Annotated in this window: 14 protein-coding genes; 2 read left to right on the top strand and 12 right to left on the bottom strand. The window is 51.8% G+C overall.

Annotated elements, in window-relative coordinates:
• Positions 1 to 196: 196 nt before the first annotated feature.
• The 11 genes from EV294_RS20685 to EV294_RS20635 form a co-directional block, all read right to left on the bottom strand.
• Positions 197 to 1,219, bottom strand: coding sequence for a dienelactone hydrolase family protein (locus EV294_RS20685; protein WP_165930757.1), 1,023 nt, complete (start codon positions 1,217 to 1,219; stop codon positions 197 to 199).
• A gap of 60 nt (positions 1,220 to 1,279) precedes the next feature.
• Entirely contained in the window at positions 1,280 to 2,368 is a 1,089-nt protein-coding gene (locus EV294_RS20680; protein WP_132310210.1) for a Ger(x)C family spore germination protein, read from the bottom strand.
• Positions 2,365 to 3,468, bottom strand: a complete 1,104-nt coding sequence (locus tag EV294_RS20675; RefSeq protein WP_132310208.1) for a GerAB/ArcD/ProY family transporter — start codon at positions 3,466 to 3,468, stop codon at positions 2,365 to 2,367. The genes EV294_RS20680 and EV294_RS20675 overlap by 4 nt, the downstream gene beginning before the upstream one ends.
• 37 nt (positions 3,469 to 3,505) lie before the next feature.
• On the bottom strand, positions 3,506 to 4,873 hold the full coding sequence (locus EV294_RS20670; RefSeq protein ID WP_132310206.1) for a spore germination protein: 1,368 nt from the start codon (positions 4,871 to 4,873) through the stop codon (positions 3,506 to 3,508).
• Positions 4,874 to 5,079: 206 nt separating this feature from the next.
• Positions 5,080 to 5,481, bottom strand: a complete 402-nt coding sequence (locus EV294_RS20665) for a hypothetical protein (RefSeq protein ID WP_132310204.1) — start codon at positions 5,479 to 5,481, stop codon at positions 5,080 to 5,082.
• Positions 5,482 to 5,936: 455 nt separating this feature from the next.
• A complete protein-coding gene (locus EV294_RS20660) occupies positions 5,937 to 7,361 on the bottom strand; it encodes an NAD-dependent malic enzyme (RefSeq protein WP_132310202.1) in 1,425 nt (474 codons plus the stop codon).
• 38 nt (positions 7,362 to 7,399) lie between these two features.
• Positions 7,400 to 7,645 carry an HPr family phosphocarrier protein gene (locus tag EV294_RS20655; RefSeq protein ID WP_132310200.1) on the bottom strand — a complete coding sequence of 82 codons (246 nt, stop codon included), beginning with the start codon at positions 7,643 to 7,645 and terminating at the stop codon, positions 7,400 to 7,402.
• 21 nt (positions 7,646 to 7,666) lie between these two features.
• Positions 7,667 to 8,350: a TerC family protein gene (locus tag EV294_RS20650; RefSeq protein WP_132310375.1), complete on the bottom strand. Its 684-nt coding sequence runs from the start codon at positions 8,348 to 8,350 to the stop codon at positions 7,667 to 7,669.
• A gap of 26 nt (positions 8,351 to 8,376) precedes the next feature.
• Complete coding sequence (locus EV294_RS20645) at positions 8,377 to 9,903, bottom strand: tripartite tricarboxylate transporter permease (RefSeq protein ID WP_132310198.1); 1,527 nt, start codon at positions 9,901 to 9,903, stop codon at positions 8,377 to 8,379.
• A 12-nt stretch (positions 9,904 to 9,915) separates the two neighbouring features.
• Complete coding sequence (locus EV294_RS20640; RefSeq protein ID WP_132310196.1) at positions 9,916 to 10,377, bottom strand: tripartite tricarboxylate transporter TctB family protein; 462 nt, start codon at positions 10,375 to 10,377, stop codon at positions 9,916 to 9,918.
• Positions 10,378 to 10,443: 66 nt separating this feature from the next.
• On the bottom strand, positions 10,444 to 11,469 hold the full coding sequence (locus EV294_RS20635; RefSeq protein WP_132310194.1) for a Bug family tripartite tricarboxylate transporter substrate binding protein: 1,026 nt from the start codon (positions 11,467 to 11,469) through the stop codon (positions 10,444 to 10,446).
• A 210-nt stretch (positions 11,470 to 11,679) separates the two neighbouring features.
• Here EV294_RS20635 and EV294_RS20630 point away from each other — a divergent pair, with 210 nt between their 5' ends.
• Positions 11,680 to 13,296: an ATP-binding protein gene (locus tag EV294_RS20630; protein WP_132310192.1), complete on the top strand. Its 1,617-nt coding sequence runs from the start codon at positions 11,680 to 11,682 to the stop codon at positions 13,294 to 13,296.
• A complete protein-coding gene (locus tag EV294_RS20625; RefSeq protein WP_132310373.1) occupies positions 13,296 to 14,003 on the top strand; it encodes a response regulator in 708 nt (235 codons plus the stop codon). Before EV294_RS20630 ends, EV294_RS20625 begins: the two co-directional genes overlap by 1 nt.
• A 179-nt stretch (positions 14,004 to 14,182) precedes the next feature.
• On the opposite strand, the gene rlmD is transcribed toward EV294_RS20625, so the two are convergent.
• A complete protein-coding gene (gene rlmD, locus EV294_RS20620; protein ID WP_243711731.1) occupies positions 14,183 to 15,685 on the bottom strand; it encodes a 23S rRNA (uracil(1939)-C(5))-methyltransferase RlmD in 1,503 nt (500 codons plus the stop codon).
• Positions 15,686 to 15,761: the final 76 nt, after the last annotated feature.

Below are 15,761 nucleotides of genomic sequence, written 5' to 3'. Positions count from 1 at the left end.
CCGGATTAGCCTGATTGTGAGGATTCTTTAGTCGTAAGCATGAGCTTACCGATAGTGCCAGCCGCATGAAGGCTATGTCAACTATCATAACAAGGAGGAAAATAAACGAAAGTGCCGCTGCTACCATACGTGTCCATGTCAGGAAGACTTGTGCCGCATAACTATCGCCCTAGCTCTTGTCAAATTCGGTCGGTTCCTATCCCATTAATGTTTCATAGAGCCAGCTATAAGATATTCTTCCGCTAATCTCATGCTTTCCGGGGTGGATATCCCAGCCCAGCCGCTCTGCCGCTTCCCATTCGTTATAGATCTCCCGCAATGCCTCGATGGCGTTCCTCGTATATTTTACCGGAAAGATCGGATCATGCTCTCCCGATTCCACGAACAAGGCTCTTGGCGCAAGCAGCCCGGCCAGCTCCGGCTGCTCTGCCTCAAGCAATAGGCCCGGCATGTAATTGTCTATGCAATGGTGCATGGACAGAATGCTGCCCTGAAACGTATTAACCCAGCCGCATAATACCGTCGCTCTCACCCGCTCGTCCAATGCCGAGGTATACGCGCCGATCAAGCTGCCACCCGAAAATCCGAACACGCCAAGCCTTTCATTGTCTACATCCTCGCGTGTCTGCAAATAATCAAGCGCCCGGATCGCTTCGTATACTCTCATGCCGGCCAGCGTTCTTCCATACATAAGCAGCTGTGAGGACAAATCGACGCAGGAGCTGCCTGAAGGGTTGGCTTGCGAATCCCGTGCCAGCCGCCGGGCGCCAAAGCCCATGATTTCGGGAATCGCTACGATCATTCCCCGGAGTGCCAGTTGAACCGCAAAGCGGTTATAAATACCCGGATCGTCCAGCGCGCGGCCTTGCTCATCCAGCCCAACCGCATCCCTCATGCCATTGCCATGGCCATGACAGGCAAGCACGGCGGGCATTGGGCCTGCCGTGTCCTTCGGAATAAGCACCCAGACCGGCACCTGGACCGATTGCATCGTAGAGTAAGCAACCCTCTCCAGGAAATAATCGCCATAGTCGGTTCGGTCTATCAATCTGGCGTTAAGAGGATAGTTGCGATCCGGGAATTCGCCCAGCGCCTGCTTCAGCTTGCTCAGCAGGTTATGGCGTCTCTCCGCCAACGGAGCTTCGATTTCCTTCATGCGTCTTTCCCTTTCCGCTTGCTCGTACAGCTGCTGCAGCATGGCATCCACTGTCCAATCCATTACCTCAACCGCTCCTCCCATTATAAAGAAAACCTCTGGGTTTATTATAAAGGAACAACATTAGTCGAGAAACTCCAATCCCGTATTTCTCAAATCGATGCGGAACGTATAGCTGATCTCCGCATGCTTGAACATTTCCGGCCATTTCTCGTACTCCGACGGCTGAAGGCGGCTGCGGAAACGATTGCCAAAGCCAAAAATATCGGCTCCTAACCGCTGCGTTTTTTCAAACATCGATTTGGCAAGAGTGTTCAGATCCGTTTCCAGCTCGGCAACAACTTCGGTTGAATTCTGCTTCCGGGAACGGGAGCTGTCGATGAGCGTTGTGACAAGCGAGCAGTCAATTCGAATAATCGGCTTCCCATCCTTCAGGTCTGTCCTTACGCGGGTATGGTTATGTACAATTCGGACATCCGATTTGCTCATCAGTTCAACCTCGGAATCGTGAAACCGATGTGTGAAAATTTCATACAAAAGCGATTCATCCTTGTTTAATTCCCCAACGATCTTGTCTTTGACAAAAATCGCATTGCCTGCAAGGACGAACGAATTCTGCTTCCCTTCGGTTAATAAAGGGATCAGATTAGCATGAAAGGGATTGTATAATTTAGAGTAAACATCCCACAGCATCACTTTGTTTTTTCTCGGAATGCCTCCCGCGTAAGTCTCGAAAAACAGCTTGGTGTAGATGCCTGAGAGCTCTCCCGTCGGATTGGTGTTCGTAAAGATACGCTCCATATCGCCTCTTATAATAGCGACTACGGCATCCAGGGGAACGGACCGCTCTCTTATCGCAAACTCCAAGTAAGGCACAAGTCCCGTTTGGGCTAACGATTCGTGCACCAAAATCGCGCGTGTTGAGGAAGGATCAAGCGCCTTGGGCAGCTTGTATTTAACTCTGTTCATCGCATCCGATACGGTCTCCCCGTGCTGGCTTAGCGTAAAAAAATCCTTTTTGTTCGTTTCCTGCATTCCTTTGGGCAGCGGAAAACGAAACCATACCTTTAAGGAGGCATCCGTAGATTTCTGCAGACCTATTACGCCGACCATTAGCCGGTTATCCACGTCTTTGGAGTCCCAGCACCCGCAAGTTACGAGCATAAGCAGACAGAGCGTAATAACAAGCGGCCATCGATGCCTTCTTCTCATACTCCTTCTTCCTTTCCAACTCTCCGGCCGTAGGCTACGGCCAGCATCCCAAGCAAAGGAAAAACAAACATAACGTAGAGTCTGATTCCGATTGTCAGTACGGTAATGCTCTCGATCTCCCTCCAAGAGGTTACAAGCGTTGCAGTCGCATAAACGGCCAATAACGCCACTGCGTATATGACAGGTCTATTTGCCCGGGGCCATAGCGTGCTAAACATTTCTCCAATGGCATGCATCTTTAGGGCCATGATAACCAAGATGTAGAGCATCGTGATGGAGACATAAAAAGCGGTTAAATTTTCGAACACAATCCAATAATGCGATACGGAATCCATCTTGGAGATGAAGGGCATTGTCAGACGTTCACTTAATTCTCTTCCGAATGTTAGTACCGGCAAATAAATATAGCTGGAGATCAAAGGAAGAGTACACAAAATTGCAACGAAATAACTGCTCCACGCCTTTCTTGCCGACTGCCTCGTATAGGGCCCAATAAACGATGTGATGACAAACCCCATCCACATAAACGATCCGGCATAGAAGCGTTTATCCATGAAGAAATCGCCGTTTGTTCGGATCCACGGGGCGCCAAGCGTCCAATGCACATCGCTTAGACCAATAATTATCAATATTAAAGTAAACAGCAAAGTCAGCAGAAAAAACACTCTGGCTGTCCGTAAAATCGGCATCATCCCCGCCAGCGCAAGTGCGGCAGGGGCAAGAAGCATACCGTTCAAAAACGATATTGGAGTGGTGGGAAGCATGGTCATCGTAACGATCTCTGAATAAGCCCTCAGCATAATAACAATCGCAGTAAAAAAGAACAGAAGAATGGGCAGGCAAATGATGCATGTCCAGACTACGCCTATGGAACCGCGAATGCGGCGCAACAGCTTTTCTCCGTTTAATTGAGTGAGCAGCCGGCTGTAAATCCATGAGCTGACGATGGCACCCGCTGCCCAGATCGTTATGGGGACCCAATAGGCTCCGTCTGTGCTGCGGATGATAAAGCTCGGATAAATAAATCCAGCCGCGGCACCGGAGTATAACATTTGAATAGCAAACAGTTCATACCCGCCAATACTCGATAGACGCTTCATAGAACACTCCTTTGATGCAATTGGACGATGGATTGGGCTAGGTTGTCTTTTTCCTTTTAGACCATAAGGAAGTAAGATAAGGGGATCCAAATGTTTCCAGGCAGCTGAGATAAAATACAAGACAAGCAAAGCAGAAGACGATACCCAGAATTCCGGCGATCGATGCCCCCACTACAATGAAATACTTCAAAATCCGCTGAACCAATCCCATTTGGTAATCTATAACAATAAAATTCGTAATAGCCGTAGCCGCCACAACGATAATGAGCAGGTTGCTGACGATATTCGCCTGGATAATCGCTTGTCCAAGCACGACGCCCCCTACCATCGTAACGGTCGAGCTTATCGTCTTGGGCAGCCGCAAGCCGGCTTCGGCAATAAAATCAATCATGACCAGCATAAGAAGCGTTTCTACAAATACGGGATAGGGTACGCCTTCCCGGCTTGCAGCAGCTGCCAGACTAATCTCTAGACGGTTGACGTCCACGTTTATCGAGGTCAACGCCACATACAAAGCCGGGAGAAACAAATTGATGAACATCGCCAGAAAACGCAGGATAAGCAGAAATTGGGTTACAAATGGATTTACATATTTATCTTCAGGCGAGTGCCAAAAGTCGGTATAAACGGAAGGCACGCTTAACGCGAACGGGGATCCGTCAACCATAATAACAGCCTTGCCTTGTAGCAGGTCCATCGAGACTCGATCGGGTCTTTCGGTGGAAACTGCCAAAGGAAATAAATGCATTCGCTTGCGGGACATAAGCAGACGCAGAAATTGAACGCAGTCATGAATAGCATCCGTCTTAATGCTGGAAATCCTCTCTTTAAGCTGCGATAACAGATCAACGTCAATGGCATCCGCATAATAAAACAGCCCGACACGGGTATAGCTCTCGGTTCCGACCACAGTCTCCCACATTTTCAGCTTGGAAGAATGAATTTGTTGCCGAATCAAAGCCGTATTCACGTCGAGACTTTCGATAAAAGCATTCATTGGACCTTGAAGAACATTCTCGGTTATTGGAGACCCGATGCCCCTTTGTTGATTCTCTGATAATTGCAGAATCAGGCCCTTCGAAGATTTCCGCTTGCATAGAATGGCATATCCGTTGCAGATCGCCGCTTCACAGCGCTCGAATTCCCCTTCGGTCATTCCGGTACCGCTATAACGGGCTAGACGCGCGGTTAAATGCCCATTGTCCTCTCCTAGCAGAAAATCCAGCTTTTGCGAAGAGCATAACGATTGGAGGTAACATAAAATCATTTCGTCTTTATCCAAGGAGCCAATTAACACCACTCGGAAATCCATGGAATCCGCAAACGCCTTTTCTAGCAGCTCGAGCAAAGGCTCCGAACAAGGCTGCTCGTTCAAACCGTATACGGTAGCAAGAATATCGGGCATGACGAAAGCCTCCTTGTTTGCCACGAATTAGGAATCGTTATTTTATTCTTTCCAAAAAAGTTCAAGGCATGTAAAGAAGCATCCGCAGTTCAACGCCTTCTTCAAGGGCTCTTCTGCCGGTGCTTTATTTTCTCCGAAAAAGGAAAAGCGGGCTTCTTATCTGGAACCCGATTCCAGATAAGAAGCCCGCTTCAATTGTTCGTCACTTACATGCCGATGAACATGTTCATGCTGTAAGGTCCCCAATTCTCGCCGTTGAATCCGGCTGCCCCCTCCGTATTTACGAAGCAAGGAAGAACAATATACAGCGTGCGGGGAGGAATGTTGCTTCTAAACGTGATGAGAAAATGCATGCCTGAATTATCGGCCGGCGTAATCATCGCCATATCCGGCTGGAGGGCGTTAGAAGCCGAAAGGGCATTCCCCATGTTTACGCTTGCCGCACTATTTGTGCCGGCATTGCTGCGAATCCAATAATTGGATAAACGAACAGCCGAGTTGAGGTCTGCCCGCCGGTCATACGTTAACAGAATTTGGTTTGCGGCCGTCTGCCTGGCACTGGTCAACACGGGGTGATCGTCCTGACGTTCGAATGGAAAGATGTACATGCCGCAGCCTCCTTTCAGAGAGTCATTCGCCTACGCCAGTATATGTGCCGGCTTCTTAAGCGTGAAGGAATTTTCTGTCCGCCAATCATCCTCTCTATTAAAAAAGCTTCCTTCCGCATTTCGGAAGGAAGCTTCTGTTACATGCTTCGTTTCATCCAAACAACCGATTCCACGTGGCTCGTCCATGGAAACATATTTACGATAGATTTAATCTGTTAGTATACGCAGTAGCCTTGATTTGACGGACTTTTCGAAAATGTTATTTGCTATAAATGACTTCATTCAGCAATGCACTCTCTCGGGTAGAGTTGTTTCACTATCCAAACGCAAAGTCTCCAGTATTCGAATACGAGTTTCATGAACAGCAGCATTCTCAAGAACCATTCATCATATCCGGAAACTAAAATTGTATTAACATTTGGGCATACTTGCTGTTTATATCTGGCGTCTGCAAGTTAGCTCATTGTGCTTCGCACTCTCCTGCGCGCTACGCCGGAGGTATAAGCGGCTTGAATGACTGCCTCTTTCACCCGTTCTGCAACATGCGGATTGAAAACGCCCGGAATGATGTAATGCTCGCTTAATTCCTCTTCGCTCACGACGTCTGCGATTGCCTGGGCCGCAGCCAGCTTCATCGCTTCCGTAACGTGGGAAGCCCGGCAATCCAGCACGCCCCGGAATAAACCCGGGAAGCACAGCACGTTGTTAATCTGGTTCGGATAATCCGAACGCCCGGTTGCCATAACGCGGACAAGACCCTCGGCTTCTTCCGGCAAAATCTCCGGAGTCGGATTGGCCATCGCGAACACGATTGGATCGGCAGCCATCCGCTCAATATCCGCGCGCTTCAGTGCGCCCGGGCCCGAAACACCGATAAAAATATCCGCGCCTTCGATAACATCGGACAACGCCCCGCTCTCCATCTCCGGATTCGTGTGCTCCGCATACCAGCGCCATGCTTCGTGCGGGTAGCTGTTACCGCGAACGAGCGCGCCTTCCCGGTCAACGCCTACAATCCGCGTCACTCCCGCTGCCTGCAATATTTTCGTGCATGCAATACCTGCCGCGCCGATACCGCACAGAACGATCTTGCAATCCGCGAGTTGCTTACCGACCAGCTTCACGGCATTATACAGACCAGCCAGAAGCACAACGGCCGTTCCGTGCTGATCGTCATGAAATACCGGAATATCCAGCTCCTCAATGAGTCGTTGTTCGATCTCGAAGCAGCGCGGGGACGAGATATCCTCGAGATTGATGCCTCCAAATGCCGGGGCGATCCGTTTGATCGTAGCAATGATTTCTTCCGTATCCTGCGTATCCAAACAGATCGGGAAAGCATCAACGCCAGCCAGCTGCTTGAACAGCATCGCCTTTCCTTCCATGACCGGCATGGCAGCGAGCGGGCCGATGTTGCCAAGGCCTAGAACGGCACTTCCGTCCGAAACGACCGCAACCGTATTGCGTTTAATGGTCAGCTTGTGGGCACTGTTCGGATTGTCGTGAATGGCCATGCAGATGTTCGCGACGCCGGGGGTATAGACACGGGAAAGATCATCCCTTGTTTTGATGGTCATTTTGGGCGTCACCTCGATCTTACCGCCCAGATGCATCAGGAAGGTCTGATCGGACACTTGCAGCACCGTAACGCCTGGCAGATGGTTCAGCATACGGACGATGACATCCTTGCTTGCCGCATCCACGATATTAATCGTCAAATCCCGAACGGTCGTCGTTCGGCCGTTGCCGCTTACGTCGATGGCGACAACATCGCCGCCCGCTTTGCCTATTGCCGTAGCAATCAAGCCAAAGGTTGCCGCCTCCTTGTCCATCTCCAGCCGGATGACGATGTTACTGCTCCCTGTTTTCGGCATAGTCATTCTTCTCAGCTTCCCTTCCAGTTCAACTTTGGTATCCATTAACGGGTCAGCTTAACCTGGAGGCCGTGCTTTTCAAATAACTCGACCATGACCGCCTTCGCCTCCGCCTCGTCAGGACCGTGAATTTCCAGCTCATATTGCGAATCGTGCAGCAGGGAGAGACTGAGTCCGAGAATGCTCTTCACATCGATCACCCGGTTGTCTACCTTCATCACAACGCTCGATTGAAACGTGTTAGCCGTTTGATTGATTTCGACAATCGTTCTAGTCCCTAAGCCATCCATAAGAGCCCCTCCATTTCTTTTCTAGGATTGCACATCCTGCCTTACCACCGCGTGCTGTTTGCGCCGCAGCAGCTTGCCGGCTGTCACGACGGCAACGGCAAGCAGCACGGGGAGCAAGCTGTGAACGAAAGGAGGCATGGTATCCATGACATGCGCGACCCTCTCGTCACCGATGATCATTTCACCAGCCGTGTATCCAAGCAAGGCGACGCCCAGCAAGACAATGATCGGAAATTTGTGCATTAATCGCATTAATAATGTACTTCCCCAAATAATCAACGGAATGCTTATCGCGAGGGCCAGTCCGATAAGCGCGTAGTTGCCATCCGCCGCGCCGGCAACGGCTAGCACATTATCCAGACTCATAACCAGGTCGGCAATTAGAATCGTTTTAATAGCAGCGCCAAGTTCGCTGCTGGATGCGAGCTCCCCCTCTTCGTCCTCTCCCTTCATCAGCTTCAAAGCAATCCATACGAGCAGCAACCCTCCGGCTAGCTGGACGAAAGGGATATGCAGCAGCCACACAGCGGCAAACGTTAGCACGATTCGCAGAACAATAGCGCCAAAGCTTCCGAAGAAGATCGCTTTCTTCTGCTGCTCCTCGGGTAAATTGCGGCAGGCCAGGGCAATAACGACCGCATTATCGCCGCTGAGCACGATATTGATCAGTATAATTTTGAGCAGGCCAAGCACAAGCCACTGCAGATCCACCTAAAAAACCTCCAATCCGTTTAGCCTTCTTCGTTAATAATCACCTTCTTGCCGCGCAGCTTCAGTAGAAGCGGAATACTAATCCACAACACGCCGATAATGAGGAATGCGAGAGATACCGGCTTTTGCAGGAAGATCATGAAATCGCCGTTCGAAATGGTCAAGGCCCGCCGCATATTGTTCTCCATCATCGGACCTAGAATAAGGCCAAGGACAAGCGGAGCGAGCGGAAAATCATTCTTGGACAATACATAGCCGATGACCCCGCATGCCATAATGAGCAGCAAATCGAAGGTTGAATACTGCACCGCGTATACCCCGAATACAGAAAAAACTATAATTAGCGGAATTAAATATTTAGCCGGCGTCTCAATGACCTTGGCGAACAGCTTGACAAGCGGCATATTGAGAATAAGGAGCATCAGGTTGCCGACGAACATGCTGGCGATAACGCCCCACGCGAGCTGCGGGTGATCCTGGAATAGCAATGGACCCGGCTGAACGTTGTACATAATAAACGCGCCCATAAGAATGGCCGTCGTACCCGACGAAGGAATACCCATTGTAAGCAGCGGAATCATTGCGCCGCCGGAAGCCGCGTTGTTCGCCGATTCCGGTGCGGCTACGCCTGCGATAGCGCCCTTGCCGAACTTCTCCGGATTTTTGCTTAGCTTCTTCTCCATCACATAGGAGAAGAAGGAGGCTAGAATCGCGCCGGCGCCGGGAAGCAGGCCGATGAAGAAGCCAAGCACGGAGCCGCGGGCGATTGGCCCTGCGCTTTCTTTCATATCCTGCTTGGTCGGGAGGATACGATTGATCTTGGCAATCTCGGCATCGCTACTCTCACGCTCCAGAATCGTTTTGAACACTTCGCCGACCGCGAACATGCCAACTGCGATGGTCAAAAACTCAAGACCTTGATAAAGCTCCGGCATGCCGAAAGTAAAACGCTCGACACCCGATACGCTATCGATGCCTATCGTCGCCAGCAGCAGGCCAAACGCCGTCATCATCAGCGCCTTCACCATCGATTTGCCCGCCAGGCCGCTGATGGCCAACAAGCCGAGCACCATCAGGGAGAAATATTCGGCAGGGCCGAATTTGATTGCGACAGCCGACAGCGGCTGCGCAAGAAAAATTAAGCCGATGAGCGAAATAATGCCTGCAGCGAACGAGCCGATCGCCGAAATCGCCAGTGCCGCGCCCGCCCTGCCTTGCTTCGCCATTTGATAACCGTCGAGCGTAGTGACGACCGATGAGGACTCGCCTGGCGTATTTAGCAGAATTGAGGTGGTAGAGCCGCCGTACATTGCCCCGTAATAAACCCCCGCAAGCAAAATGATCGAACTTGTGGCTGCCTCCTCGGGTCCGAGTCCTCCGGTCAAGGTTGCTGTAATGGGAATAAGGAGCGCAACACCGCTCATCGGGCCGATACCCGGCAGCACGCCGACGACCGTGCCGATCAACACGCCCAGGAAGACGAATACAACGTTATGCCACTGCATGGCCGTAGCCAGCCCATGCGCCAAATAATCAATTGTGCTCATCGAGTAAACCCCCTAGGAGATGCCAAGCCAAGCTGGGAAACCAGGCAAAGAGCCGTCCAGCACGTTGACAAAAAGAAAATAAACGCCATACGAGAAGCAAGCGGCAATGATAACCGATCGCCATACTTTTCCTCTTTCCATCGTCTGAAAGCCGATCATGAGGAACAGAAACGTCGAGATAACAAAGCCAATGTCCTCCAGGAAGAAGGCATATAAGACGGCTGCGGTGAAAATAATGCCGAACCGTTTGTAGTCAAGGTTGGATTTGCGTTTTTGCTGCTGCTGTTTGCGGAATGTCTCGTAGATCAGCCTTGCGCTCATCAAGGACAGAAAGCCGCCCAGAAACATAGGGAAAATGTTCGCCCCAACATTGCTGCCGTAGGAGCTTGCCGTAATCGATTTGCTGCCGATCATAAAGGCGATTCCGATCGCACAGAAAACGATGCCAGCATAGCGGTCGAAAGAAAGGTTCACCTCGGTCACTCTCCTCTGAGAGCATTAGGGGAGAAGATTCTTCTCCCCTAATGCTGCATGGTTTCTCTATTTTTGCATGCCAAGCGCCGTCAGCATTTCGTTAAGCTGCGCTTCCTGCTGTCCCAGGAATGCTTTGAAATCGTCCGCGTTTTTGTAATCGCTCTGCCAGTTGTTGGCCGTCATTTCGGATTTCCATTGCTCGGACTCAACCATCGCCTTCAGCTTTGCATCCCAGAAGGACTTCGCATCCGCACTCATCTCCTTCGGACCGAAAATACCGCGCCAGATGAGAAACTCTGCGTCAATACCCTGCTCCTTCAGCGTTGGCACATCCGCCAGACTGCCGCCGGTCAAGCGCTCCGGAGACTCAACCGCGAGAACCTTAATCTTGCCGGCCTTTACGTACTGGTCGAGCGAGGACGCATCCGTGCCCAGCACATCGGCGTTGCCGCCAAGCAGGGCGGTAATCGCTTCGCCGCCGCCGTCGTAGGAGACATACTTGACGCTCTTTGGATCAATCCCGTATTTGAATGCAGGCAGGATCGAGACCAGATGATCCATCGAGCCTGGCGCGGACCCGCCGGCTACCGTAAACTTCGACGGTTCTGCCTTCATGTCGTCCAAGAGCGATTTCAGATCGTTGTATTTCGAATCCGCAGCAACGGCGATAGCGCCGTAATCCTTCGTCAATTGCGCCAGCGGCGTCGTATCGTTGTAGCCGTAAGGCGAGTTTCCTTCCTTCTTCAAATGGTTGATCAGAATCGGAGGAGAGCTGACGAACAGCTTATGGTTGTCCTTGACGTCTTTCGTAGCATACTCGGCCATAAATACAGCGCCGCCTCCGCCCGGCTTGTTCTCGACGGTGATGGCTTTGTCGGTCGCTTTCGTTTCCGTCAGCACCTTCGTAATGGTGCGCGCTGTCATGTCCCAGCCGCCGCCTGCGCCCGATGGCGCTACGATCGTGAGCGATTTGCTCGGATAATCCGAAGAGCCGGAACCCGATTTGTTCGCTGCGCTGCCGCATGCAGCAAGGCTGATGGCGAGTACGGCGATTGGAGCGGCTTTCCAGGATTTTATAAGCCATTTTTTCATGTATGAAGACCTCCCGCATGAATTTGTTTTTGTATGCGCTTTCTTTGAAGCGCTTTCAGAATAACATCCGACTTATCAAATGAAAATGTTAAGGACATAAACGATAATAAAGCGATTGTGGTCATTTTGTTCATTTTGTTCACGGCCCGTTATTTAAGATAGCGGTTACAAGTTATGCTACAATAGGAGGAAAAATCGGAGGCGACCTGCATGCGGCTGCAAACAAAGCTTATCCTTATCATTTGTTCCCTGCTCGCTTTCGTCATTATTAGCTTGGGCGGTATTTTCTACGTTGTTATCACTACCCTGCTGGAGAAGCAAATCGGAGAGCAGGCTCTCAAGGTTGCGGAGACCCTTGCCGTCATGCCCGAAATCCGGGGCGCCTTCGACGACCAGAACCCTGCGCTCGTCATCCAGCCTCTGGCCGAATCGGTTCGGCTCGAAACCGGCGCCCAATACATCGTAGTCGGGAATCGGGAAGGCGTACGGTACTCCCATCCGCTTCCGGAACGAATTGGCGGGCAAATGGTCGGCGGCGACAATGGTCCCGTGCTTGAAGGAAAACCCATTATTTCTAAGGCTACCGGCTCAATGGGTCCTTCCCTGCGCGGCAAAGCTCCGATCTTTGACAAAAGCGGCCGCGTAATCGGCATCGTTTCCGTCGGATTTTTGACCGTCGATGTCAATTCCATCACTAATGCATATCAAATTGAAGTGATGCTCGTTTCCTTCGTTGTCCTTGTGGTAGGCACGATTGGCTCCATCCTCATTGCCCGCAGCGTAAGGCGGTCCATCCACGGCCTAGAGCCGAAGGAGATAGGCGAGCTTTATATGGAGAAACAGGCTATTCTGGAATCGATCCGCGAAGGCCTCATCGCGATTAACCGGTCCGGACGCATAACACTGGCCAACCGCTATGCGCACCAGCTTCTCGCCATACCCGAGCATGAGAGCATTATCGGCAAGCAGGTGGAGGAGATTATCCCGAATACGGGTCTGATGGATGTTGTTCGCTCCGGACTTGCCCAATCGGATCGGGAGATGCTGATCGGCGAGGAAGAGGTCGTTGTGAATCGCGTGCCGATCAAAGATTTTCAGAATCGGGTAAGCGGCGCCGTATCCAGCTTCCGCAGCAAATCCGAGCTGTACCGGCTTGCCGAGGAGCTGTCGCAGGTCAAGCGGTTCGCCGAATCGCTTCGCGCCCAGACCCATGAGTTTTCCAACAAGCTGTATGTTATCTCGGGACTTATCCAGCTTGAGTCTTATCAGGAAGCGATCGACCTTATTTCAAGAGAAGCGAGCGTTCATCAAAATCTCGTCCAATTCATCATGCGCGAAGTTCCCGACCCGGTAATCGCCGGGCTGCTCATTGGCAAATACAATCACGCGAAGGAGCTGAAGATCACCTTCCGTCTTGACGAGGAAAGCTCCTTTCGCGACATACCGCCTCATATAGACCGAAGTCTGCTCGTCACCATTATCGGCAATCTGGTAGATAATGCGATGGAAGCGGTGCTTGCCCGCAGTGAGCTGGACGAGGACAACAAGCTTACCTCCTTGTTTCTGACCGATCTAGGCGATGATTTAATTATCGAATGCGAGGATAACGGAGTTGGCATACCTGAGGAATTCAGCAAGGCCATATTCAAGCAGGGCTTCTCTACCAAGCAAGGCGAACATCGCGGCATTGGGCTATCGCTAGTAGAGCATGCCATTCATAAACTGAACGGCTACTTGACCTTCAGTCGTAGCCCGCAGGGAGGTACGATTTTTACGGTAGCTATACCAAAGCATGCTGATTTAAGCCAGAAGGAGCAATCGAAATGATGACGGAGACGCCAACTATAGAAGTGCTGATTGTGGAGGACGATGTCAAAATCGCTGAAATTAACAGACGCTTTGTGGAACAAATCGAAGGTTTTCATGTCGTCGGCATTGCTACTGACGAAACACAAGCCCGGACACAACTGGAAGTGTTAAATCCCCATCTCGTGCTGCTCGACATCTACTTTCCCGATACGAACGGATTAAGCATGCTGCACTACATCCGTCAGCATTATCGGGATACGGACGTCATTATGATTACCGCCGCAAGAGAAAGCGAAGCGGTGCGTGAAGCGATCCGTGGCGGCGCATTCGATTATATTATGAAACCGCTCGTCTTTAACCGACTTCGGGAAACGCTCCTTCGCTATGTTGCCTTTCAGGCAGAGCTGCACCGTTTAGCGCATTCGCAAACCGTGAACCAGAACGATATCGACCGCGTGCTTGCCGGTTCAAGCAAGTCCGAAGTTGCGGCCGAATCCACGCTGCTGCCTAAGGGAATCGATAGGCTCACGTTGGAGAAGGTCGTGCAAGCGCTCGCCTCCGAGAGCAAGGGCCTGTCGGCTGAGCAGGTTGCGAATCTGATCGGCACGAGTCGCTCGACGAGCAGACGGTATTTGGAGCACCTTGTCGGACTAGGCAGCGTCTATGCCGATCTTTCCTACGGGGTCGTCGGCCGGCCGGAGCGTGTCTACCGAACGAAGAAATAGAATCGCATCCGGTACTGCACAATAAAATAAAGAAGACGCACAGGTTTTTCCTGGCGTCTTCCGTTTATATAGGCATTTGTATGATTAATTTTTACATCAAATTTACATCAAGAGCTTTCCAGTACTAATATCCTAGGCAAGCTCACAATGCAATAAAATAAAGGGTTTCACCGTATTTCTCAATCTCTTACCATCCACACAACGCACTCCACATGGCTCGTCCACGGGAACATATCAACCGGCGTAACTTCCACGGTCTTGTAACCGCCGTCTTCCAGCGTGCGCAGGTCGCGCGCGAGCGTGGAAGGGTTGCAGCTGACGTACACGACCCGCTCCGGCTGCATCTTCAGAATCGTGTCCAGCAACTCCGGGTCGCAGCCCTTGCGCGGTGGGTCAACGACGATGACGTCGGGGATGATTCCCTCTTCGCGCCAGCGCGGGATGACAACTTCCGCCGGGCCTGCCTCAAACGAGGCGTTGCCGATGCCGTTCAGCTCCGCGTTACGCTTCGCATCCTCGATGGCCTCCGGCACAATCTCTACGCCGTAGACGCGGCCAGCCTTCCGTGCGAGGAATAGAGAGATCGTCCCGATGCCGCAATAAGCGTCGATCACGGACTCCTTGCCTGTCAGCTGCGCATAGTCGACCGCTGTCCGGTAGAGCTCCACCGTCTGCGACGGGTTCACCTGATAGAACGAACGGGCCGAGATCGCAAACCGGATACCGTCAAGCTCGTCATAGATAACCTCGCTGCCCCAGAGCACCTTCGTCTCATCGCCAAATATGACGTTCGTATCGCGCGTGTTTACGTTCTGCACGATGCTTTTTACCTCCGGCAGTGCCGCGCGGATCCGTTCAACCCACAGCTCGGCTTGCGGAAGCTTGCGCCCGTTCGTCACGAGCACAACCATAATCTCGCCGCTCACAAAGCCTGTCCGCGTCATCACGTGGCGGAGCAGCCCTTGTCCGGTTTCTTCGTTATAGGCCGTAACCCCAAGCTCGCGGCCGATCGCCTTCACGACGCGGACCACCTCATCGTTGCGGTCATGCTGAATGTGGCATTCGTCCGTATCGATAATGCGATGGCTGCCCTTGGCGTAAAAGCCTGCAACCAGCTCGCCATCGCCTGCGGATGCCCCAACCGGCACCTGCGCCTTATTGCGGTATCGCCACGGATCGTTCATGCCTACCGTCGGATGAACGATAATCCCGGACGCCGCTTCTCCTTCGCCCGCAATCCGCAGCTTCCCGATCCGCTCCAGCGCATCCACGACATGCTGCCGCTTCCAGCTGAGCTGCGCGGCATAGTCCATATGCTGCAGCTGGCAGCCGCCGCATTTATCGTAAATGCCGCAGACCGGTACAACGCGGTCGGCGCTTGATTCCAGCAGCTCTTGAAGACGCGCGTAGCCGTATGCTTTCTTCACCTTCATTACTTTCGCCCGTACGCGCTCGCCCGGCAATGCCCCCTGAATAAACAAGGTATAGCCATCCGCCCGGCCAACCCCTTCCCCGTCATGGGTCAGACCGATGATGTCGACAACAACCTCTTCATTTTTTTGCACCGGTGCGTCCACGGCAGCCTGCGAAGAAGATCCTCCCGCTCCCCCGTTCTTCCGGCCGCCTGCCGTATGGCTTTTTCTATTTGAACCCGCATTACGCGTATGATTTCTATTCATCATTGCTCTCCGCTTCCTCATGCTATTATCCCTATAGTGTAATGCATCTGCATAAAGAAATAAACCTCCGGCGCAAGCG

The sequence above is a fragment of the Paenibacillus sp. BK033 genome (assembly GCF_004345425.1).
Lineage (GTDB): Bacteria > Bacillota > Bacilli > Paenibacillales > Paenibacillaceae > Pristimantibacillus.
The sequence above is the reverse complement of the archived record's forward strand: the minus strand, read 5'-3'. Positions and strand labels throughout refer to the sequence as shown.